At 58.5% G+C, this 20939-nt stretch carries 19 protein-coding genes, 4 tRNA genes and 1 pseudogene; 18 read left to right on the top strand and 6 right to left on the bottom strand.

Annotated features, from left to right (window positions below; translation table 11 throughout):
* Positions 1 to 235: 235 nt before the first annotated feature.
* Positions 236 to 514: a 30S ribosomal protein S20 gene (gene rpsT, locus AACY52_RS22485; protein ID WP_003188401.1), complete on the bottom strand. Its 279-nt coding sequence runs from the start codon at positions 512 to 514 to the stop codon at positions 236 to 238.
* A gap of 253 nt (positions 515 to 767) precedes the next feature.
* On the opposite strand from rpsT, the gene murJ reads away from it, so the two are divergent.
* The 6 genes from murJ to ispH all read left to right on the top strand — a co-directional run bounded on the left by murJ (position 768) and on the right by ispH (position 8298).
* On the top strand, positions 768 to 2306 hold the full coding sequence (gene murJ / locus AACY52_RS22480; RefSeq protein ID WP_339560796.1) for a murein biosynthesis integral membrane protein MurJ: 1539 nt from the start codon (positions 768 to 770) through the stop codon (positions 2304 to 2306).
* A gap of 119 nt (positions 2307 to 2425) precedes the next feature.
* Positions 2426 to 3364, top strand: a complete 939-nt coding sequence (ribF, locus tag AACY52_RS22475; protein WP_339427185.1) for a bifunctional riboflavin kinase/FAD synthetase — start codon at positions 2426 to 2428, stop codon at positions 3362 to 3364.
* A 14-nt stretch (positions 3365 to 3378) separates the two neighbouring features.
* Entirely contained in the window at positions 3379 to 6210 is a 2832-nt protein-coding gene (gene ileS / locus AACY52_RS22470; protein WP_339419534.1) for an isoleucine--tRNA ligase, read from the top strand.
* Positions 6203 to 6712 carry a signal peptidase II gene (gene lspA / locus AACY52_RS22465; RefSeq protein WP_339436852.1) on the top strand — a complete coding sequence of 170 codons (510 nt, stop codon included), beginning with the start codon at positions 6203 to 6205 and terminating at the stop codon, positions 6710 to 6712. Before ileS ends, lspA begins: the two co-directional genes overlap by 8 nt.
* 7 nt (positions 6713 to 6719) lie before the next feature.
* Positions 6720 to 7157 carry an FKBP-type peptidyl-prolyl cis-trans isomerase gene (gene fkpB / locus AACY52_RS22460; RefSeq protein ID WP_010213263.1) on the top strand — a complete coding sequence of 146 codons (438 nt, stop codon included), beginning with the start codon at positions 6720 to 6722 and terminating at the stop codon, positions 7155 to 7157.
* Positions 7158 to 7350: 193 nt separating this feature from the next.
* Positions 7351 to 8298 (top strand): 4-hydroxy-3-methylbut-2-enyl diphosphate reductase, encoded by a 948-nt coding sequence (ispH, locus tag AACY52_RS22455; RefSeq protein ID WP_049710073.1) that lies wholly within the window; start codon positions 7351 to 7353, stop codon positions 8296 to 8298.
* Here the strand turns inward: ispH and AACY52_RS22450 are convergent.
* The gene (locus AACY52_RS22450) at positions 8252 to 8833 is read right to left on the bottom strand and encodes a GspH/FimT family pseudopilin (RefSeq protein ID WP_339436851.1); all 582 of its coding nucleotides are present in this window, start codon (positions 8831 to 8833) and stop codon (positions 8252 to 8254) included. The genes ispH and AACY52_RS22450 overlap by 47 nt on opposite strands.
* Positions 8834 to 9026: 193 nt before the next feature.
* Between AACY52_RS22450 and pilV the strand changes: the two genes are divergently transcribed.
* The 5 genes from pilV to thiO all read left to right on the top strand — a co-directional run bounded on the left by pilV (position 9027) and on the right by thiO (position 12338).
* Positions 9027 to 9512, top strand: coding sequence for a type IV pilus modification protein PilV (pilV, locus tag AACY52_RS22445; protein ID WP_339419527.1), 486 nt, complete (start codon positions 9027 to 9029; stop codon positions 9510 to 9512).
* Positions 9509 to 10216 carry a prepilin-type N-terminal cleavage/methylation domain-containing protein gene (locus tag AACY52_RS22440; protein ID WP_339427184.1) on the top strand — a complete coding sequence of 236 codons (708 nt, stop codon included), beginning with the start codon at positions 9509 to 9511 and terminating at the stop codon, positions 10214 to 10216. Before pilV ends, AACY52_RS22440 begins: the two co-directional genes overlap by 4 nt.
* A gap of 6 nt (positions 10217 to 10222) precedes the next feature.
* Positions 10223 to 10753: a PilX N-terminal domain-containing pilus assembly protein gene (locus AACY52_RS22435; RefSeq protein ID WP_339560795.1), complete on the top strand. Its 531-nt coding sequence runs from the start codon at positions 10223 to 10225 to the stop codon at positions 10751 to 10753.
* 11 nt (positions 10754 to 10764) lie between these two features.
* On the top strand, positions 10765 to 11166 hold the full coding sequence (locus AACY52_RS22430) for a type IV pilin protein (protein WP_339419521.1): 402 nt from the start codon (positions 10765 to 10767) through the stop codon (positions 11164 to 11166).
* A 62-nt stretch (positions 11167 to 11228) separates the two neighbouring features.
* A complete protein-coding gene (gene thiO, locus AACY52_RS22425; RefSeq protein WP_339560794.1) occupies positions 11229 to 12338 on the top strand; it encodes a glycine oxidase ThiO in 1110 nt (369 codons plus the stop codon).
* Here thiO and AACY52_RS22420 read toward each other — a convergent pair.
* Both AACY52_RS22420 and AACY52_RS22415 read right to left on the bottom strand, forming a co-directional pair.
* On the bottom strand, positions 12325 to 12558 hold the full coding sequence (locus AACY52_RS22420) for a PP0621 family protein (RefSeq protein ID WP_339419518.1): 234 nt from the start codon (positions 12556 to 12558) through the stop codon (positions 12325 to 12327). The genes thiO and AACY52_RS22420 overlap by 14 nt on opposite strands.
* 124 nt (positions 12559 to 12682) lie before the next feature.
* A complete protein-coding gene (locus AACY52_RS22415; protein ID WP_339419516.1) occupies positions 12683 to 13708 on the bottom strand; it encodes an outer membrane protein assembly factor BamD in 1026 nt (341 codons plus the stop codon).
* Positions 13709 to 13857: 149 nt separating this feature from the next.
* Here AACY52_RS22415 and rluD point away from each other — a divergent pair, with 149 nt between their 5' ends.
* From rluD to AACY52_RS22380, 7 genes are all read left to right on the top strand, one after another.
* Positions 13858 to 14820: a 23S rRNA pseudouridine(1911/1915/1917) synthase RluD gene (gene rluD / locus AACY52_RS22410; RefSeq protein WP_049710064.1), complete on the top strand. Its 963-nt coding sequence runs from the start codon at positions 13858 to 13860 to the stop codon at positions 14818 to 14820.
* On the top strand, positions 14817 to 15542 hold the full coding sequence (gene pgeF, locus AACY52_RS22405; protein WP_339419514.1) for a peptidoglycan editing factor PgeF: 726 nt from the start codon (positions 14817 to 14819) through the stop codon (positions 15540 to 15542). Before rluD ends, pgeF begins: the two co-directional genes overlap by 4 nt.
* Before the next feature lie 130 nt (positions 15543 to 15672).
* Complete coding sequence (gene clpB / locus AACY52_RS22400; RefSeq protein WP_339419512.1) at positions 15673 to 18237, top strand: ATP-dependent chaperone ClpB; 2565 nt, start codon at positions 15673 to 15675, stop codon at positions 18235 to 18237.
* 316 nt (positions 18238 to 18553) lie between these two features.
* Positions 18554 to 18629 (top strand) — tRNA-Asn (locus AACY52_RS22395).
* 9 nt (positions 18630 to 18638) lie between these two features.
* Positions 18639 to 18715 (top strand) — tRNA-Pro (locus AACY52_RS22390).
* A gap of 5 nt (positions 18716 to 18720) precedes the next feature.
* Positions 18721 to 18796: transfer RNA gene (locus tag AACY52_RS22385), tRNA-Lys, on the top strand.
* Between the two features lie 94 nt (positions 18797 to 18890).
* Positions 18891 to 18967, top strand: a tRNA-Pro gene (locus tag AACY52_RS22380).
* A gap of 172 nt (positions 18968 to 19139) precedes the next feature.
* Here the strand turns inward: AACY52_RS22380 and xerC are convergent.
* Both xerC and AACY52_RS22370 read right to left on the bottom strand, forming a co-directional pair.
* Entirely contained in the window at positions 19140 to 20471 is a 1332-nt protein-coding gene (gene xerC, locus AACY52_RS22375) for a site-specific integrase (RefSeq protein ID WP_339560793.1), read from the bottom strand.
* Positions 20468 to 20638, bottom strand: a pseudogene (locus tag AACY52_RS22370) (conjugal transfer nickase/helicase domain-containing protein); the annotation flags it as partial. The pseudogene AACY52_RS22370 and the gene xerC, both read right to left, overlap by 4 nt.
* Between the last annotated feature and the right edge of the window lie 301 nt (positions 20639 to 20939).

Raw genomic sequence — 20939 nt, 5'->3', positions numbered from 1 at the left:
GATCAGTTGCTAGCAAAAACGCCCCGACTGGTTCGGGGCGTTTTTTTGCCTGTCTGAAAGCGTTCAGTCGGGTTGCCGGGCTTTTGTAGTGAGCGGGCGGTGCGACGATTCGACAAGCCCGCTCACACAGGAGGCAGTGGTAATTTTGGGGCACACACAAAAATGCCCCGGACCTTTCGGTACGGGGCATTTCTTAACTGTTTCACAACCTGGGTTGCGTTGCAGTTGTTACCACTTAGGCTGCAGCAGGAACGCTCAGAGCCTTGATGTGGCCATTCAGGCGGCTCTTATGACGAGCGGCCTTGTTCTTGTGGATGATGCCTTTATCGGCCATACGGTCGATAACTGGCACAGCCAGAACGTAAGCAGCTTGTGCTTTTTCAGCGTCTTTGGTGTCGATGGCTTTAACTACATTCTTGATGTAGGTACGAACCATGGAACGCAGGCTGGCGTTGTGGCTGCGACGCTTCTCAGCCTGTTTTGCACGTTTTTTGGCGGAAGGTGTGTTGGCCACCGTCGAGCTCCTCGAAAGACTTTTTAGGAAATAGCAAACAAAATAGGCCGCGAATCATGCCGATGACTTGATGTGTTGTCAAGAGCGGCTGATGCGAACTGCTGAGTGGTCGATCTGAAGAGGCGGGTGATTTATTTCCGGCGCTTGACCTGTAAACTCGCGAGCTTTGGCTCTGTGCTGTTGCAGGCGCGCAGTATCGCATAAGTGGGCGCTTCTTTCGCCTGCTGTTTATCTATAGGCGCAAACTCTTTCAATGAATCTGCTCAAATCGCTGGCCGCCGTCAGCTCTATCACAATGATCTCCCGGGTTTTGGGGTTTGTGCGTGACACCCTGCTGGCGCGCATTTTTGGCGCCAGCATGGCCACGGATGCCTTCTTTATTGCTTTCAAATTGCCCAACCTGTTGCGGCGGATCTTCGCCGAAGGCGCGTTTTCCCAGGCGTTCGTGCCCATCCTGGCGGAATACAAGACCCAGCAGGGCGAAGAAGCGACGCGCACCTTTATTGCCTATGTCTCGGGCCTGTTGACCTTGGTGCTGATGCTGGTGACCGTGCTCGGCATGCTTGCTGCTCCCTGGGTCATCTGGGCCACGGCCCCGGGTTTCGCCAATACGCCGGAAAAATTCGCGCTGACCACTGACCTGCTGCGCGTGACCTTTCCTTATATATTGCTGATCTCCCTTTCATCGCTGGCCGGGGCGATCCTCAATACCTGGAACCGCTTCTCGGTGCCGGCCTTCGTGCCGACCCTGCTGAACGTCAGCATGATCATCTTCGCGCTGTTTCTCACGCCGTACTTCGATCCTCCTGTGATGGCGCTGGGCTGGGCAGTGCTGGCCGGCGGCTTGGCGCAATTGCTCTACCAGCTGCCCCACCTGAAAAAGATCGGCATGCTCGTGTTGCCGCGCCTGAACCTCAAGGACACAGGCGTCTGGCGCGTGATGCGCAATATGCTGCCGGCGATCCTCGGCGTCTCAGTCAGCCAGATTTCCCTGATTATCAACACGGCGTTCGCTTCGCTGCTGGTGTCCGGCTCGGTGTCGTGGATGTACTACGCCGATCGCTTGATGGAATTGCCGTCCGGCGTGCTCGGCGTGGCGCTGGGCACGATTTTGCTGCCGACCCTGGCGCGCACCTATGCCAGCAAGGACCGCCAGGAATACTCGCGCATCCTCGACTGGGGCCTGCGCCTGTGCTTCGTGTTGGTACTGCCATGTGCCCTGGCCCTGGGGATTCTGGCGGAGCCGCTGACCGTGTCGCTGTTTCAATACGGCCAATTCGATGCCCACGATGCATTGATGACGCAGTACGCACTGGTCGCCTATTCCGTAGGGTTGCTCGGCATTATCGTGATCAAGGTGCTGGCCCCAGGCTTCTACGCCCAGCAAAACATTCGTACACCGGTGAAAATCGCGATTTTCACGCTGATCGTCACGCAACTGCTCAACCTGGTATTTATCGGCCCGCTGGCCCATGCCGGCCTGGCGCTGGCGATCAGTGTCGGTGCGTGCATCAATGCCGGGCTGTTGTTTTACCAGCTGCGCAAGCAGCAAATGTTTCTGCCGCAGGCCGGTTGGGGCCTGTTTGCCCTCAAATTGCTGGTAGCGGTGGCGGTGATGTCGGTCGTGCTGCTGGGCTTGATGCACTATATGCCTGCATGGGACGAGGGCCAGATGCTGCAACGCTTTATGCGCCTTGGCGTGCTGGTCGCCGCCGGCGTGGTGGTGTACTTCGGGATGTTGCTGCTGCAAGGCTTCCGCCTGCGAGATTTCAATCGCAAGTCACTGAGCTAGAGAGTTTGCCGCAATAAAACGGTTGTTTTATCGATTCGATCCATTTGGCCTGTGCTGTTGCCTGTCGTCCGGGGCCGGGTGTGGTTATAATCGACCACTTTATGAGCAAGAAGCGCGTTATGCAGCTGGTTCGAGGTCTTCACAACCTGCGCCCTGGACATCGGGGCTGCGTCGCCACTATTGGCAACTTTGACGGTGTTCACCGTGGTCACCAGGCTATCCTGGCCCGGCTGCGCGAGCGTGCAGTCGAGTTGGGCGTGCCCAGCTGCGTGGTGATTTTTGAGCCGCAGCCGCGTGAATACTTTACCCCCGAGACAGCGCCGGCGCGTCTTGCCCGCTTGCGGGACAAGCTGCAATTGCTGGCTGAAGAAGGTGTGGACCGCGTCCTTTGCCTGGCTTTCAACCAGCGCTTGCAAAGCCTGAGCGCCGCCGAGTTTGTCGAACGCATCCTGGTCGATGGCCTGGGCGTGCAGCATTTGGAGGTCGGTGACGACTTCCGCTTTGGTTGCGACCGCGTCGGGGATTTCGATTTCCTGCAACAGGCCGGCGCCAACCAGGGGTTTACCGTCGAAGCCGCGCAAACCGTCGAACTGGATGGCCTGCGCGTGAGCAGTACCCAGGTGCGTAACGCCCTGGCCGCTGCCGACTTCGCTTTGGCCGAGCGTTTGCTCGGTCGCCCGTTCCGCATTGCCGGTCGGGTCCTGCACGGCCAGAAGCTGGCGCGCCAATTGGGCACGCCAACCGCCAACGTGCAACTCAAACGTCGTCGTGTGCCGCTGACCGGTGTGTATCTGGTGAGCGTCGACATCGACGGCCAAGCGTGGCCGGGAGTCGCCAACATAGGCGTCAGGCCCACGGTTGCAGGTGATGGCAAGGCCCACCTGGAAGTTCACCTTTTGGATTTTGCCGGTGATCTGTATGACCGGCGTTTGACGGTGGTTTTCCACCAGAAGCTGCGTGAAGAGCAGCGTTTCGCCTCCCTTGAGGCGTTGAAAACGGCGATCAATGCGGATGTCGCCGCCGCCCGTGCACTAGCCGCACCTAGCGCCCATCGCTAACCGAAGAGCCTTAAATGACCGACTATAAAGCCACGCTAAACCTTCCGGACACCGCCTTCCCAATGAAGGCCGGCCTGCCACAGCGCGAACCGCAGATCCTGCAGCGCTGGGACAGTATTGGCCTGTACGGAAAGTTGCGCGAAATTGGCAAGGATCGTCCGAAGTTCGTCCTGCACGACGGCCCTCCTTATGCCAATGGCACGATTCACATCGGTCATGCGCTCAATAAAATTCTCAAAGACATGATCCTGCGCTCGAAAACCCTGTCGGGCTTCGACGCGCCGTACGTCCCGGGGTGGGACTGCCACGGCCTGCCGATCGAACACAAAGTCGAAGTGACCTACGGCAAGAACCTGGGCGCGGATAAAACCCGTGAACTCTGCCGTGCCTACGCCACCGAGCAGATCGAAGGGCAGAAGTCCGAATTCATCCGCCTGGGTGTGTTGGGCGAGTGGGACAACCCGTACAAGACCATGAACTTCAAGAACGAGGCCGGTGAAATCCGCGCCTTGGCCGAAATCGTCAAAGGTGGTTTCGTGTTCAAGGGCCTCAAGCCTGTGAACTGGTGCTTCGACTGTGGTTCGGCCCTGGCTGAGGCGGAAGTCGAGTACGAAGACAAGAAGTCCTCGACCATCGACGTGGCCTTCCCGATCGCCGAAGACGCCAAGTTGGCCCAGGCTTTCGGCCTGGCAAGCCTGAGCAAACCGGCTGCCATCGTGATCTGGACCACCACCCCGTGGACCATTCCGGCCAACCAGGCGCTGAACGTGCACCCGGAATTCACCTACGCCTTGGTAGACGTCGGTGACCGCCTGCTCGTGCTCGCTGAAGAAATGGTCGAGGCTTGCCTGGCGCGTTACGAGCTGCAAGGTTCGGTGATCGCCACCACCACCGGCTCTGCGCTGGAACTGATCAACTTCCGTCACCCATTCTATGACCGCCTGTCGCCGGTGTACCTGGCTGACTACGTCGAACTGGGTTCGGGTACTGGCGTTGTTCACTGCTCGCCGGCCTACGGCGTGGACGACTTCGTGATCTGCAAGAAGTACGGCCTGGTCAACGACGACATTATCAACCCGGTGCAGAGCAACGGCGTCTACGTGCCGTCGCTGGAGTTCTTCGGCGGCCAGTTCATCTTCAAGGCCGACCAGCCGATCATCGAAAAGCTGCGTGAAGTCGGTGCGCTGATGCAAACCGCCACCATCCAGCACAGCTACATGCATTGCTGGCGCCACAAGACTCCGCTGATCTACCGCGCCACCGCGCAGTGGTTCATCGGCATGGACAAAGAGCCGACCCGCGGCGACACCCTGCGTAACCGCGCGATCAAGGCTATCGAAGAAACCAAGTTCGTCCCGGCCTGGGGCCAGGCGCGCCTGCACTCGATGATCGCCAATCGTCCGGACTGGTGCATCTCCCGCCAGCGTAACTGGGGCGTGCCGATCCCGTTCTTCCTGAACAAGGAAAGCGGCGAGCTGCACCCACGTACCGTTGAACTGATGGAAATCGTCGCCCAGCGCGTTGAACAGGAAGGCATCGAAGCCTGGTTCAAGATGGACGCCGCCGAACTGCTGGGTGATGAAGCGCCGCAGTACGACAAGATCAGCGACACCCTCGACGTGTGGTTCGACTCCGGTACCACCCATTGGCACGTCCTGCGCGGCTCACACCCCATGGGCCACGAGACTGGTCCGCGTGCCGACTTGTACCTGGAAGGTTCGGACCAACACCGTGGCTGGTTCCACTCGTCGCTTCTGACCGGTTGCGCCATCGATGACCACGCGCCGTACCGCGAACTGCTGACGCACGGCTTCACCGTCGACGAGACGGGCCGCAAGATGTCCAAGTCGTTGAAGAACGTGATCGAGCCGAAAAAGATCAACGAGACCCTGGGCGCCGACATTATGCGTCTGTGGGTAGCGTCGACCGACTATTCGGGCGAGATCGCCGTGTCGGATCAGATCCTGGCTCGTAGCGCCGATGCCTACCGCCGTATCCGAAATACCGCACGCTTCCTGCTGTCGAACCTGACCGGTTTCAACCCGGCCACCGACATCCTGCCGGCCGAGGACATGCTCGCCCTGGACCGTTGGGCTGTGGACCGTACCCTGTTGCTGCAGCGTGAGTTGCAGGAGAGCTACGGCGAATACCGCTTCTGGAACGTCTATTCGAAGATCCACAACTTCTGCGTGCAGGAGCTGGGTGGTTTCTACCTCGACATCATCAAGGATCGCCAGTACACCACTGGCGCCAACAGCAAGGCACGCCGCTCGGCGCAGACTGCGCTGTATCACATCAGCGAAGCGCTGGTGCGCTGGATCGCGCCGATCCTGGCGTTCACCGCCGACGAACTGTGGGAATACCTGCCGGGCGAGCGTAACGAGTCCGTGATGCTCAACACCTGGTACGAAGGCCTGACCGAACTGCCGGCCGACTTCGAACTGGGCCGCGAGTATTGGGAAGGTGTAATGGCCATCAAGGTTGCGGTGAACAAGGAGCTGGAAGTGCAACGTGCGGCCAAGGCTGTCGGTGGCAACCTGCAAGCCGAAGTCACGCTGTTTGCCGAGGAAGGCCTGACCGCCGACCTGGCCAAGCTGAGCAACGAACTGCGCTTCGTGCTGATCACCTCCACCGCGAGCCTGGCACCGTTTGCCCAGGCTCCGGCAGACGCGGTTGCCACCGAAGTTCCGGGCCTCAAGCTCAAAGTGGTCAAGTCGGCCTTCGCCAAGTGCGCCCGTTGCTGGCACTGCCGTGAAGACGTCGGCGTGAACCCGGAGCATCCGGAAATCTGCGGTCGTTGTGTCGACAACATCAGCGGTGCTGGTGAGGTTCGCCACTATGCCTAATGCCGGTCGTTTCGGACGTCTGGGCTGGCTCGTATTGAGCTTGCTGGTGCTGGTCATTGACCAGATCAGCAAGGCTCATTTCGAGGGCACTCTGGAAATGTTCCAGCAGATCGTAGTCATCCCGGATTACTTCAGCTGGACCCTGGCCTACAACACCGGCGCGGCCTTCAGCTTCCTCGCTGAAGGAGGCGGCTGGCAGCGCTGGCTGTTCGCCGTGATCGCGGTGGTGGTCAGTGCGGTGCTGGTAGTGTGGCTCAAGCGTCTTGGGCGCGATGACACCTGGTTGGCGATCGCCTTGGCTCTGGTGTTGGGTGGCGCGCTAGGCAACCTGTACGATCGCATTGCCCTGGGCCATGTGATTGACTTCATCTTGGTGCATTGGCAGAACCGTTGGTACTTCCCAGCGTTCAATTTTGCCGACAGTGCCATCACCGTCGGTGCAATCATGCTGGCGTTGGACATGTTCAAAAGTAAGAAAACCGGAGAGACCGTCAATGACTGATCAGGTATTGGCTGAGCAACGCATCGGCCAGAACACGGAAGTCACCTTGCATTTCGCACTGCGCCTGGAGAATGGCGACACGGTCGACAGCACGTTCGACAAAGCCCCGGCTACCTTCAAGGTGGGCGACGGCAACCTGCTGCCGGGTTTCGAAGCGGCCCTGTTCGGCTTCAAGGCGGGTGACAAGCGTACCCTGCAGATCCTGCCGGAAAACGCCTTTGGCCAGCCTAACCCGCAAAACGTGCAAATCATCCCGCGTTCGCAGTTCCAGGACATGGACCTGTCGGAAGGCCTGCTGGTGATCTTCAACGATGCGGCGAATACCGAGCTGCCCGGCGTGGTGAAAACCTTCGATGACGCGCAAGTGACCATCGACTTCAACCACCCGCTGGCCGGTAAAACCTTGACCTTTGACGTTGAAATCATCGACGTTAAAGCGCTCTGACCGAGGACGCGGTTAAAACTGTGGGAGGGGCGGCGCGACGTTTCGACTTGCTCGCGAATGCGCTCTGTCAGTTATGCATATGTCCACTGACCCACCGCTTTCGCGAGCAAGCCCGCTCCCACCTTTGATCTTCATTGTCAGTTGAGTTAGCGTCAAACTTGACCCTAAGTGGCTGCAAGACACGAGGCACAGCATGCAAATCAAACTCGCCAACCCCCGTGGCTTCTGCGCGGGTGTGGACCGGGCGATCGAAATCGTCAATCGCGCCCTGGAAGTCTTCGGGCCGCCGATTTACGTGCGCCATGAAGTCGTCCACAACAAATTCGTGGTCGAGGACCTGCGCGCGCGCGGTGCCATCTTTGTCGAAGAGCTGGACCAGGTGCCGGACGACGTAATCGTCATCTTCAGCGCCCACGGTGTTTCCCAGGCCGTGCGTACCGAAGCGGCAGGCCGTGGCCTGAAAGTCTTCGATGCCACCTGCCCGTTGGTCACCAAGGTGCACATCGAAGTCGCGCGCTACAGCCGTGACGGTCGAGAGTGCATCCTGATCGGCCATGCCGGCCACCCGGAAGTTGAAGGCACCATGGGCCAGTACGATGCCAGCAATGGCGGGGCTATCTACCTGGTCGAAGACGAAAAGGATGTTGCCAATCTTCAGGTGCAAAACCCTGAACGCCTGGCGTTCGTGACCCAGACCACTTTGTCCATGGACGACACCAGCCGTGTTATCGACGCGCTGCGCAGTCGCTTCCCGGCCATCGGCGGGCCGCGCAAGGACGACATCTGCTACGCCACCCAAAACCGGCAGGACGCGGTCAAGCAACTGGCCAATGAATGTGACGTGGTCCTGGTGGTCGGCAGCCCTAATAGCTCCAACTCCAACCGCCTGCGTGAGCTGGCTGAGCGCATGGCAACCCCTGCGTACCTGATCGACGGCGCCGAAGACATGCAGCGCAGCTGGTTCGATGGCGTCGAGCGCATTGGTATCACGGCGGGCGCTTCGGCCCCGGAAGTGCTGGTGCGCGGCGTTATCCAGCAGTTGCATGCGTGGGGGGCCACCGGTGCGGACGAACTGGCGGGGCGCGAAGAAAACATCACGTTCTCCATGCCCAAGGAGCTGCGGGTTCGCTCGCTGCTCTGATTACCCGGGTGCCGGAGTAGCTCCGGCACAATGCCTGCTCGGCGCGGTCGCTGCGCAGGCTGATGCGCCCGCTGGGCGCCAGTACGACCTGATACAGGCTCTGTGGCTTCTCCGAGTCGCACACATGCACAGTACCTGCACGAAATCCTCCCCCTGAAAATATTGGCTCGCCCAGCCTGCTGAAGCGCACCTGGTTCTTGAGCGGGCCATTGCCGACGATCGGTACCTTCCCGCTGTCCTGGCGCTCCAGCAGTACCGGGTTTTTATCGTCCAAGTGGCCGCGTCCGCTCTCATCCACGATCACCCGCCAACCCCGGCTCCAGTCGTCGTCCAGCGCGTGAATGACCACCGCTCGGTTGCGTGCGACGGCTTCGGTGCGTGCGTAGCGCAGCCCTCCCGCTAAGGACTGTGCCGCGCTATGTCTTTGCTGTGACTCCAGCAGGCTCTTGAAACTGGGCACTGCCAGGTTAGCCAGGATGCTGCTCACGATCAGTCCGAGTAGCAGTTCAATCAGGGTGAAACCTCGTTGTCGCATATGCCATCCCTCCATGGATTTGAGTACAGCCATAGGTATAGCGCCCGTGCTGTGGTGCTAGATGGTGGCCTTTATGTCCAAAGTATTTCGCTTTGTTCCTGGAGCAGCGCGGGAGAAAAACCGACGCTAGTCTTGGGCCGTACAGCAGATTTCAGCTGCTTTTTTCTGGCCTTCGACACGGATGACGACGGTAATGCTTGCCTGCCCAAACACCCGTTTTTCCCACGCCTTAGCGCGGCATCAGCTCGGCATGACGCTGATCGAGGTGTTGGTTGCGGTGCTGATTCTCACCATCGGGCTGTTGGGTGCGGCGGTGATCCAGCTCAATGCGCTGAAATACACCGACAGTTCCAGGATGACCAGCCAGGCCAGTTTCATTGCCTACGACATGCTCGACCGAATCCGCGCCAATTCCGCTGCCGATTACGCATGGGATCGGTCCGAGCATGCCCCGGCGAGCAGCGCTACCGCCAGCGTGCGCGACCAGGACCTGCATGATTTCGAGGCTAATATTCTCGGCTTCGCTGGGGATAGCGCGAAGGGCGCGGTGTCGATCAGTGCAAACGAAGCCACTGTCAGTATCAGTTGGGATGACAGCAGAGGCGCTAACAGCCCGGGTGCTCGGGAAACATTCATTCTGACCAGTCGCGTCAGTGATAAGCCGGGGGTGACGCAATGAGGCGTCGCACTCGAGGTTTCAGCTTGGTGGAATTGCTGTTGGCTTTGGCGATGGGCTTGGTGCTCGTGCTAGGGGTCAGCCAGGTGGCGATCAGTTCCAGGACCACCCACGACAGCCAGCAGGCCGCCATGATGCTGCAGGATGATGCACGGTTCTTGCTGGGCAAGATGACCCAGGATATCCGTCAGGTGGGCATGTTTGGCTGTTTGGCCACGGAGTTTATCGACAACGCTCCTCCGGCCTTTGATCGGCCTGTCAGTTGGAGTGCCGGGGCGGGTGCAAAGTCGCTGACGCTGGTGACCGCGGATGTCGGCAATGAGAGTGGCAAACCCGATTGGACGGTGCTGTCTGACTGCACAGGCAGCGCCCAAGCGTATGCCGGAAATTCCCCTGTGCCTGCACCCGGACAGATCCGTTTTGCACTGCGCCAGCTCACGTACATCTTCGAAGCAGGCCAATTAAAGGTCAGCACGCCTGCGGCGCCCGCCAAGACAGTGCTGGTGGATAATGTGCAGGCTTTTGATATCAGCTTTGGCGTGGTGGCCAAAGCCGCATCAACGGAGGTAGTGCGCTACGACTCGAGTCCCGCCGATGTATCCCTGATACGCAGTGTTCGCATCCTGATGACGCTGCGAGATCCGGCCGAACGGGTTAAAGATCAAACCTACAGCGTCGTGGCGGCGCTGCGAAACCGTCTGGGGTAAGCCACCATGATGCTCACGGAGGGTATTCGTTTGCGCCAGGCGGGCATGGTTCTGCTGACCAGCCTGGTGTTCCTGTTGCTGGTGTCGCTGATCGGTTTGTCGTCGATACAAGGCGCAGTCACCCACCAAAAGATCGCCGGTAGTCTCTGGCAGCGCAATCAGTCGCTGCAAAGTGCCGAGAGTGGCTTGAGGCGCGGTGAACAGGCCATACAGCGGTCATTCGCGGCGCTGCCGTTGTGCCCGTCGATGGTTGCCTGTGCGCCGCCGCAAGCAGCATTGTCAGTGGTCGGAGCGGGAGTGGACCCCGTTTCTGGCGTCACCTGGGTTGCGCTTAAGGGCGGTGTATACGGCATTCAATTCCTGGGCCCCGCAGTAGGGGTGGTCCATTTACCGCCGCAAACCCGCGCTGCGGTGTATCGAGTGACAGCTGTGGGGCTGAGCGGCCAGTTGCGCACGGTGCTGGAGAGCGTCTACGTACGGGTGGACGAGGAGGGTGGCTCGCGTTTTCGGCGTGTGGCATGGCGGCAACTTCAATAAGGAGCAATGTAATGGGCATGGATAGCCAGGGTTTCACCCTGATCGAGTTACTGATCGCTGTGGCGCTCATCGCGGTTCTCGCTGGGATCGCTTATCCCGGATACACCGGCCATATGAAAAGGGTGTATCGCGCTGAAATCGTCGCGTTGTTGACCGAGCAAGCTCAACACCTGGAGCGCTTTTATACGAGGAACGGCACTTTTATTGACGCGAACGGCGTCAGTGCGGGCAATGATCGCTATAGAATCAGCGCTGCATTGAACCCTCAGGATTTCCAGTTGGTTGCTACGCCTGCTGTCGACTCGATAATGGTCGGCGACCCTTGCGGCGACTTCAGCCTGACCAGCACCGCTGCGCGGTCCAATCCGGGCGCCGCGCCGGACATGTCGCGCAAGCTGTGCTGGGGGCAATAATGAGGGTGCTGGATGATTGGGCGCCGGGTGCGCTTGTTCCTATTTATCGGCTGGATCAAATGATGGCAGAGCAACAGCAGGTAGTGATAGTCGGTGGCGGGGTCATCGGCTTGTTGACGGCGTTCAACCTGGCGACCCAAGGGCAAGCGGTGGTGCTGCTGGAGCGCGCGGGGTTGGGGCAGGAGTCTTCCTGGGCGGGCGGCGGGATTATTTCGCCGCTGTACCCGTGGCGCTATAGCTCGGCAGTCACCGCGCTGGCGCATTGGTCCCAGGATTTTTATCCACAGCTCGCAGAGCGTTTGTTTGCTGCGACGGGTGTCGACCCTGAGGTGCACACCACTGGGCTGTACTGGCTGGACTTGGACGACGAAGCCGAAGCCTTGGCTTGGGCTGCACGTGAAGGCCGGCCATTGAGCAAAGTGGATGTATCAGCCGCCCATGATGCCGTTCCGGTGCTGGGCAGCGGGTACTCCCAGGCGATCTACATGGCCAACGTCGCCAATGTGCGCAACCCGCGCCTTGTCAAATCCCTCAAGGCTGCACTGCTGGCGTTGCCCGGTGTGACCCTTCATGAACAGTGTGAAGTAACCGGGTTTGTCCTGGACGCTGGCAATGTGGTGGGCGTGAAGACGGCCGATGGCCCGATCTTCGGTGATCAGGTCGTCCTTGCGGCGGGCGCCTGGAGCGGTGAGTTGCTGGGCACGCTGGGCTTGGCGCTACCGGTGGAACCGGTCAAAGGCCAGATGATCCTGTACAAATGCGCATCGGACTTCCTGTCGAGCATGGTCCTGGCCAAGGGGCGATATGCGATCCCTCGGCGTGACGGGCACATCCTGATCGGCAGTACGCTGGAGCATGAAGGCTTCGACAAGACCCCCACTGAAACAGCGCTGGAAAGCCTCAAGGCGTCAGCGGTTGAGTTGATTCCTGCCTTGGCGGACGCCGAGGTTGTTGGGCACTGGGCCGGATTGCGCCCAGGTTCGCCGGAAGGTATCCCTTACATCGGCCGCGTGCCGGGCTTCAACGGGTTGTGGCTCAACTGCGGGCATTACCGCAACGGCCTGGTGCTTGCGCCGGCGTCCTGCCAATTGTTTGCTGACTTGCTGCTGGCGCGTACGCCGATCATCGACCCGGCGCCTTATGCGCCTGAGGGGCGGATCAGCGCTGGATAGACGTCGGCCCCTGCTCAAGATGCGCCTGGGTGCAATACCACTCCTGGCGCGAGCTCAAGGCGCGATCCTGCGGCAGGTGCACGCCGCAGTGGGCGCAGCGCACCATCAAGGCGGCGTCGGGCTCACTGGCGCGTTGCTGTTTGGCGGCCGGACTTTTGAATTTGCGCCAGAACCATACTGCAGCGGCAATGACGGCAATCCAGAACAGTAGACGAAGCATGATGGGCAGTTTCTCGACAAGGAATGCGCCAGTTTAGCCAAGGACGTGCCAGGCGCACAGCGCAATAATACCGCTCACAAAAAAGGAGCCTCGAAAGGCTCCTTCTTGATGACGCAGGGTGCAATCAGTCAAACACACCAAAGGTCATGTAGCTGAACCATGAGCGGTCCTGGTTGTTGCCCAGGGCCTGTGGCTCTTCCTCTTCGATCACGTCGCCGTTCTCGTCATGCGGCTTGAGGTCCGAAGGGATAGCGTCCTTGGCGTCCTGGTACTGCTTGATCACGTCCTGGTTGGCGCGGGTTTCGCCCGGCGGCAGCGGTGGACGGGACTCAATCAGGCCCAGAGTGTACTTGCTCAGCCACGAACGGTTGTCGGCTTCGGCAACCTGAGGCACCAACTGGCCATCTTTCAGGCTCGGGTGATCCGGGTAGTTGAGCTTCAGGGTTTCCAGGCTGGTGCTGGCCAGTTCGTCCAGGTGCAGACGTTGGTAAGCCTCGGTCATCACCGCCAAGCCGTCACCCACGGAAGGGGTTTCCTGGAAGTTCTCGACAACATAACGGCCACGGTTGGCGGCAGCTACATAGGCCTGACGGGTCAGGTAGTAGTGAGCCACGTGGATCTCGTAGGAGGCCAGCAGGTTGCGCAAGTAGATCATGCGCTGCTTGGCGTCCGGCGCGTAGCGGCTGTTGGGATAGCGGCTGGTCAGCTGCGCGAACTCGTTGTAGGAGTCGCGGGCAGCGCCCGGGTCACGCTTGGTCATGTCCAGCGGCAGGAAGCGCGCCAGCAGGCCAACGTCCTGGTCGAACGAGGTCAGGCCCTTCATGTAGTAGGCGTAGTCGACGTTCGGGTGCTGCGGATGCAGGCGGATAAAACGCTCGGCGGCGGACTTGGCAGCTTCTGGCTCGGCGTTCTTGTAGTTGGCGTAGATCAGCTCGAGCTGAGCCTGGTCGGCGTAGCGCCCGAACGGATAACGCGACTCCAGTGCCTTCAGCTTCGCTGTGGCGCTGGTGTAGCTATTATTGTCCAAGTCTTTCTGAGCCTGTTGGTACAACTCGACTTCGCTCAGGTTTTCGTCGACGACTTCCTTTGTTGACGAGCAAGCAGCAGTCATGGCGAGGATGGCGATCAGCAGCAGGTGTTTCACTTGCATGGCGGCTTGCGTCCCTATGACGGCCGCTGTCTTGGGCGGGGCCGTCCTGTTATGATGAGCGCCCCGTTGAAAGCCTCGGGGCAAAAGACGCCGTATTTAACCACAAGCGCGCAGCCGAAACCAAAGGCTGTGCCACGCCTAGTCTGAGCATGTCCGATAAAATTGAACTTCGCGCAGAGGTGCCGTCCGAATTGGGCGGCCAACGCCTCGATCAAGTCGCCGCACAATTATTCGCTGAGCACTCGCGCTCGCGCCTTTCCGCCTGGATCAAAGACGGCCGCCTGACTGTGGATGGAGCGGTTATCCGCCCGCGAGACACAGTCCATGGTGGTGCGATTCTTGAGCTGACTGCCGAGCAGGAAGCCCAGGGAGAATGGGTCGCCCAGGACATTGAGCTGGACATCGTCTATGAAGATGACGACATCCTGGTCATCAACAAACCCGCAGGCCTGGTGGTTCATCCGGCTGCCGGGCACGCTGACGGCACTTTGCTCAATGCCTTGTTGCACCACGTGCCGGACATCATCAATGTCCCGCGCTGCGGCATCGTGCACCGTCTGGACAAGGACACCACCGGCTTGATGGTGGTGGCCAAGACCATTCAGGCGCAGACGCAGTTGGTCACACAATTGCAAAGCCGCAGCGTCAGCCGAATCTACGAGTGCATCGTGATCGGCGTGGTGGTGGCAGGTGGCAAGATCAACGCCCCGATCGGTCGTCACGGCCAACAGCGCCAGCGTATGGCGGTGATGGAGGGCGGCAAGCAAGCTGTCAGTCATTACCGTGTACTTGAGCGTTTCCGCTCCCACACGCATGTGCGGGTCAAGCTGGAAACCGGCCGCACGCACCAGATTCGCGTGCACATGGCGCACATCAACTTCCCGTTGGTCGGAGATCCGGCCTACGGCGGTCGCTTCCGTATTCCGCCGGCGGCCAGTGTGACAATGGTTGAATCGCTTAAATCCTTCCCGCGCCAGGCACTGCATGCACGCTTCCTGGAGTTGGATCATCCGACGAGCGGTAAGCGGATGAGCTGGGAATCGCCTCTTCCGGACGATCTGGTCTGGTTGTTGTCGCTGCTCAAGCAGGATCGCGAGGCATTTATCGGATGAGTGACTGGCTGATTCCTGACTGGCCTGCGCCGGCTCAGGTGAAGGCCTGCGTCACCACTCGTGCGGGCGGCGTCAGTCTGGCGCCGTTCGACAGCCTCAATCTGGGCGATCATGTCGAGGACAGCCTGGACGCCGTCCTGGAAAATCGCCGTCGGCTTACCGATGCCTTCGTTATACAGCCGGCTTGGCTGCGCCAAGTCCACGGTATCAAGGTGGTCGAGGCCGATCCTGGCCAGACTGCCGAAGCCGATGGCAGTTGGACAAGCACTCCAGGCATTGCCTGTACCGCAATGACTGCTGATTGCCTGCCCGCTTTGTTCTGCAACCGCGCCGGCACCCGTGTGGCGGCTGCCCATGCCGGTTGGCGCGGGTTGGCGGCAGGCGTGTTGGAAGCTGCTCTCGACAGCCTGGACGCCGAACCCGCTGACGTGTTGGTCTGGCTCGGCCCGGCCATTGGCCCACAGGCCTTCGAAGTCGGCCCTGAAGTGCGTGAAGCCTTCATGCAGCAACTGCCGATTACCGCCAAAGCCTTTGTGCCCAGCCGCACTCCCGGCAAGTTCATGGCCGACATCTATCAGTTGGCCCGTCTGCGCCTTGCCGCGCGCGATGTCACGGCTGTTTACGGTGGCGGTTTCTGCACGGTGACCGATCCACGCTTCTTTTCTTTCCGCCGCAGTTCGCGCACCGGTCGGTTTGCCTCCCTTATCTGGCTCGAGCGCTAGACTCTTCTGATCTGCGTCAACTACCCGTAGCTTGAATCTCCCAGAATCGACCGCATCTATAGGGGTATCTGGCAGGTTTCTTCATTCAGGATGTTTTATAGCTCCGGCCTGCTCAAAAGGAAGGTGACTAATGCGTATTGATCGTTTAACCAGCAAATTGCAGTTGGCCTTATCAGACTCCCAATCCTTGGCGGTGGGCCTTGACCATCCGGCCATTGAGCCTGCGCACCTGATGCATGCACTTCTGGAACAGCAAGGTGGTTCTATCAAGCCCTTGCTGATGCAGGTGGGCTTTGACGTCAACAGCCTGCGCAAGGAGTTGAGCAAAGAGCTCGACCAACTGCCGAAAATCCAAAACCCGACCGGCGACGTGAATATGTCCCAGGACTTGGCGCGTCTGCTCAATCAGGCAGACCGTCTGGCCCAGCAGAAAGGCGACCAGTTCATTTCCAGTGAGCTGGTGTTGCTCGCCGCGATGGACGAGAACAGTAAGCTTGGCAAATTGTTGCTGGGCCAGGGCGTGAGTAAGAAGGCCCTGGAAAACGCCATCAACAACCTACGTGGCGGTGACGCGGTAAACGACCCCAACCACGAGGAGTCGCGTCAGGCCCTGGATAAATACACTGTCGACCTGACCAAGCGTGCCGAAGAGGGCAAGCTTGACCCGGTGATCGGCCGTGACGATGAAATTCGTCGCACTATCCAGGTGCTGCAACGCCGCACCAAGAACAACCCGGTGCTGATCGGTGAGCCTGGTGTGGGTAAGACCGCGATTGCCGAAGGCCTGGCTCAGCGCATTATTAATGGCGAAGTGCCAGACGGCCTGAAAGGCAAGCGCCTGCTGTCCCTGGACATGGGGTCGTTGATTGCAGGTGCCAAGTTTCGCGGTGAGTTCGAAGAACGCCTCAAATCCCTGCTTAATGAACTGTCGAAGCAGGAAGGGCAGATCATTCTGTTTATCGACGAACTGCACACCATGGTCGGCGCCGGTAAAGGTGAGGGCTCCATGGATGCCGGCAACATGCTCAAGCCTGCCTTGGCGCGGGGTGAGTTGCACTGCGTCGGTGCTACCACGCTCAACGAATATCGCCAGTACATCGAAAAAGACGCCGCCCTTGAGCGTCGCTTCCAGAAAGTGCTGGTGGAAGAGCCGAGCGAAGAAGACACCATCGCGATCCTGCGTGGCTTGAAAGAGCGCTACGAGGTTCACCACAAGGTGGCGATCACCGACGGCGCGATCATTGCGGCGGCCAAGTTGAGCCATCGCTATATCACTGACCGTCAGTTGCCGGACAAGGCCATCGACTTGATCGACGAAGCGGCCAGCCGTATCCGCATGGAAATCGATTCCAAGCCGGAAGTACTCGACCGTCTGGATCGGCGGCTGATTCAACTGAAAGTCGAGTCCCAGGCCCTTAAGAAAGAAGAAGACGAAGCGGCGAAGAAACGTCTGGAAAAACTTCAGGAAGAAATCGTGCGTCTGGAGCGCGAGTATTCCGACCTGGAGGAAATCTGGACCTCGGAGAAAGCTGAAGTGCAGGGTTCTGCGCAGATCCAGCAAAAGATCGAGCAGTCCCGCCAGGAACTGGAAGCCGCGCGTCGTAAAGGCGACCTGAACCGCATGGCCGAGTTGCAATACGGGGTGATCCCGGACTTGGAGCGCAGCCTGCAGATGGTCGATCAGCACGGTAAAAGCGAGAACCAGTTGCTGCGCAGCAAGGTGACCGAGGAAGAAATTGCCGAAGTCGTTTCCAAGTGGACCGGCATTCCGGTGTCGAAGATGCTCGAAGGCGAGCGCGACAAATTGTTGAAAATGGAAAGCCTGTTGCACCAGCGGGTCATTGGTCAGGAAGAGGCCGTGGTGGCGGTGTCCAACGCAGTGCGGCGTTCCCGTGCCGGGTTGTCCGACCCGAATCGCCCAAGTGGTTCGTTCATGTTCCTCGGCCCGACCGGCGTGGGTAAGACCGAGCTATGCAAAGCCTTGGCCGAGTTCCTCTTTGATACCGAAGAAGCCATGGTGCGCATCGATATGTCCGAATTCATGGAGAAGCACTCGGTGGCTCGCTTGATTGGCGCCCCACCAGGCTATGTGGGCTACGAGGAGGGCGGTTACCTGACCGAAGCCGTGCGGCGTAAGCCTTACTCGGTGATCCTGCTGGATGAGGTCGAGAAGGCGCATCCGGATGTGTTTAACATCCTGTTGCAAGTGCTGGAAGATGGACGCCTGACGGACAGTCACGGGCGTACCGTGGACTTCCGCAACACGGTGATCGTGATGACCTCCAACCTGGGCTCGGCGCAGATCCAGGAGCTGGTAGGTGATCGTGAGGGCCAGCGCGCTGCTGTAATGGATGCATTGACCACGCACTTCCGTCCGGAATTCATCAACCGGGTCGACGAAGTGGTGATCTTTGAGCCTCTGGCACGTGACCAGATCGCGGGTATCACCGAGATCCAGCTGGGGCGTCTGCGCAGTCGTCTGGCTGAGCGCGAACTGTCGCTGGAGCTGGGCAGTGACGCGTTGGAGAAATTGATCGCGGTTGGTTACGACCCGGTGTATGGGGCACGGCCGTTGAAACGTGCGATCCAGCGCTGGATCGAGAACCCGCTGGCCCAGTTGATTCTGTCGGGTAGCTTCATGCCGGGCACCAGCGTCACGGCGACTGTGGAAAACGACGAAATCGTCTTCCACTGAGCCCAGGCTGTTGGCTGATAAGACAAGGCCTCGCATTGCGGGGCCTTTTTTTTCGATAGGGCGTTGAACTGTAAGGCAAAGGCTTGTAAAGTGCGCCCCGCAGCAACGTCAGCCCACGGGTTTCTTCTCCCCAAGAAGAAATCAGAAACAAGCGCAAATCATTGTCTTAAAAGCAATTTAAAGGGTTGACAGGGGTTTTTAAGATTGTAGAATAGCGCGCCTCAGACACGTGAACGTAGCGATACGGGAAAGTCGAAGAGAAGGTTGCACCGCAGTAAAAATGCTTTGAAATAAGTAACACTTTGAAATGTGTAGTTCCGTGATAGCTCAGTCGGTAGAGCAAATGACTGTTAATCATTGGGTCCCAGGTTCGAGTCCTGGTCACGGAGCCAATTTCAAACCGGGGTATAGCGCAGTCCGGTAGCGCGCCTGCTTTGGGAGCAGGATGTCAGGAGTTCGAATCCCCTTACCCCGACCATATTTGGGTCGTTAGCTCAGTTGGTAGAGCAGTTGGCTTTTAACCAATTGGTCGTAGGTTCGAATCCCACACGACCCACCATTTTTGAGACCAGTTAACGCTGGAATCAGATCTTAAGATCAGAGGCCAAAAGCACTGATCGAAGAAGGCGACTGAAAGGTCGCCTTTTTATTACCGGGGTATAGCGCAGTCCGGTAGCGCGCCTGCTTTGGGAGCAGGATGTCAGGAGTTCGAATCCCCTTACCCCGACCATTTTTCAAGAAAAAAGGCGCCTTTTTGGCGCCTTTTTTCGTTTGTTGATCAGATAGATACCTCGAATCTAATGTATCAGGGCGGTTTTCTCAGAAAATTATTTCGCAGGCAGGCGAAAGCCTCTGATTAACCAGAGCTCGCTATAACGGTGCGTTTTGCCTTAGGTGTCGTGCTACGGAGATGCTCGAGAGAACGAAGTGATTCCTATTGATCGCTCAGACGAGGTGCGCTTCCTAAATGTGCCGGCGCCTAGCCCGCTTGATATTAACGTTAACAAAAGACTCTGCTCTATTTGATCGGCTGGCGATTCCATGGCAGGTGGCATGGAGCCGCGATGTAGTTGGGCAGATGCGAGCTCGAGAGCCTTCTGAAGCGCGCCTGTGCCAGTCGATCTGCTCGGCCGATCAAGACCGACTTCCGTGGTATCTGGTTGTTGTAGGTTCGGTAGGTTCTTGGGTTCTGGGTGGGCGCTATCTCGCGATGGCAGCCTTATTTGAGTGGGTGGGGGAGTAACGGATGAAGCCGGGGGGGTACGGCTTGGATCAACCCTTCTAACCTGGTTCAAAGCACCCTGAGCCAAGCTTCTCTCATGCAGAACGACACGCATATGGTCGTAGTCTACTTCGATATAATTCATCGTCGTCGCTATATTGGAGTGGTTCAGTAGACTTTTCGTTAGATGGATGTTTCGCTCTGGCTGCTTCATCAAGTCTGTCGCAAGGGTGTGCCTAAAGCGGTGAGGTGTAATCCGCACGCCGATTTTATCGGTGAGCTTGCGGTACATTGACTCCACCTGGTCGATGTTCATTTCCTTGCCGTGATAGTGCCGGGAGAATCGGTTGACGTTAAAAAGTTGATCGTCCGGTGAAAAGCCAACTTTCTCCGCTTCTCCCAGGATTCTGCAAAGGTGTGGAGCGAGCCCATCCATGATGGGTAGGAAAAATTCGCGATGGGTTTTCTCTGTTTCACCCCGGACCAAGATCATCTGACTGTCCCAGTCAACATCTTTGAAACGCAGGCACAACAGAGCATTCAGCCGAATGCCGGTGTAATAAAACATCTCAAAAGCGGCAAGCCAGAACCAAGCAGGCGTTATCTGGCTCCGCTCGTGAGTAGAGCGTTCTTGCCCAACAAGACCGGTGAGCCAGTTGCGTGCCCGTTGGATGGCGTCTCCATTGATTGTCTTGCTGGCTCGCTTTGGTGGAATAACGCTGGTTTTCTTGAATGGGTTGATGGTGGTATGCGTCATCATCCCGTTTTCTATGGCATAGCCCCAAACGGTGCGAAGATGATTTGAATAAGTGTTCCAGCTGCGTTTGGATAATCCGTTCTCAAGAACCCTCTTTCTCCATGTCAGTACCGCACGATGATCAATCTGATCAATCGGGGTTGTTCGGAAATGCTTGAGTAGTGCTTTGGTCGATGCACGATAGATCTTCGCGCTGGCTTCTCGAAGATCATGCGCAAAAATGTACTCCTCTGTTAACGTCAAAGGCGTCGTCATTCTGGCGATTCCAACAATTCCGATTTCAGAGAAAGGCTTACATTGTCATAGGGAACTTCACTGAAAATCGTAAGCGGGTCGATAAGTAAGTACCCTTTGAGCTGCTTTGATTTTCGCGGTCCAACAACGTCGCATGTCCAGATATTCAAGCTTTTTTCAGTTTTTTTGCGGATTCCACGGCCATCCGGCCACCTATTCCATAAACATCCGGCCACTGATTCCACGATGATCCGGCCACCCATTCCACGGTCATCCGGCCACCCTTAAGGCAGGCAGCAACGCAGGATTAATTCACTACCATCGACCTCTTTTATCGAAGCAGAGAGGTCGTCGTGGAGCGGTTATCCATGCGTAAGATTCGAGAAGTGCTACGTCTTAAATTCGAGGTCGGCCTATCTGCCCGCCAAGTCGCTGGCAGCTTGCAAGTAGGCCGAGCCAGCGTCGGTGAGTACCTCAATCGCTTTGCTG

The sequence above is a fragment of the Pseudomonas sp. EA_65y_Pfl1_P113 genome (assembly GCF_963970525.1).
Lineage (GTDB): Bacteria > Pseudomonadota > Gammaproteobacteria > Pseudomonadales > Pseudomonadaceae > Aquipseudomonas > Aquipseudomonas tritici.
The sequence above is the reverse complement of the archived record's forward strand: the minus strand, read 5'-3'. Positions and strand labels throughout refer to the sequence as shown.

Coding starts and splice junctions, on each gene's coding strand:
- murJ (WP_339560796.1), top strand. CDS start 768: ATGAATCTGCTCAAATCGCTGGCCGCCGTCAGCTCTATCACAATGATC.
- ribF (WP_339427185.1), top strand. CDS start 2,426: ATGCAGCTGGTTCGAGGTCTTCACAACCTGCGCCCTGGACATCGGGGC.
- ileS (WP_339419534.1), top strand. CDS start 3,379: ATGACCGACTATAAAGCCACGCTAAACCTTCCGGACACCGCCTTCCCA.
- lspA (WP_339436852.1), top strand. CDS start 6,203: ATGCCTAATGCCGGTCGTTTCGGACGTCTGGGCTGGCTCGTATTGAGC.
- ispH (WP_049710073.1), top strand. CDS start 7,351: ATGCAAATCAAACTCGCCAACCCCCGTGGCTTCTGCGCGGGTGTGGAC.
- AACY52_RS22450 (WP_339436851.1), bottom strand. CDS start 8,833: ATGCGACAACGAGGTTTCACCCTGATTGAACTGCTACTCGGACTGATC.
- pilV (WP_339419527.1), top strand. CDS start 9,027: ATGCTTGCCTGCCCAAACACCCGTTTTTCCCACGCCTTAGCGCGGCAT.
- AACY52_RS22440 (WP_339427184.1), top strand. CDS start 9,509: ATGAGGCGTCGCACTCGAGGTTTCAGCTTGGTGGAATTGCTGTTGGCT.
- AACY52_RS22435 (WP_339560795.1), top strand. CDS start 10,223: ATGATGCTCACGGAGGGTATTCGTTTGCGCCAGGCGGGCATGGTTCTG.
- AACY52_RS22430 (WP_339419521.1), top strand. CDS start 10,765: ATGGGCATGGATAGCCAGGGTTTCACCCTGATCGAGTTACTGATCGCT.
- thiO (WP_339560794.1), top strand. CDS start 11,229: ATGGCAGAGCAACAGCAGGTAGTGATAGTCGGTGGCGGGGTCATCGGC.
- AACY52_RS22420 (WP_339419518.1), bottom strand. CDS start 12,558: ATGCTTCGTCTACTGTTCTGGATTGCCGTCATTGCCGCTGCAGTATGG.
- AACY52_RS22415 (WP_339419516.1), bottom strand. CDS start 13,708: ATGCAAGTGAAACACCTGCTGCTGATCGCCATCCTCGCCATGACTGCT.
- rluD (WP_049710064.1), top strand. CDS start 13,858: ATGTCCGATAAAATTGAACTTCGCGCAGAGGTGCCGTCCGAATTGGGC.
- pgeF (WP_339419514.1), top strand. CDS start 14,817: ATGAGTGACTGGCTGATTCCTGACTGGCCTGCGCCGGCTCAGGTGAAG.
- clpB (WP_339419512.1), top strand. CDS start 15,673: ATGCGTATTGATCGTTTAACCAGCAAATTGCAGTTGGCCTTATCAGAC.
- xerC (WP_339560793.1), bottom strand. CDS start 20,471: ATGACGACGCCTTTGACGTTAACAGAGGAGTACATTTTTGCGCATGAT.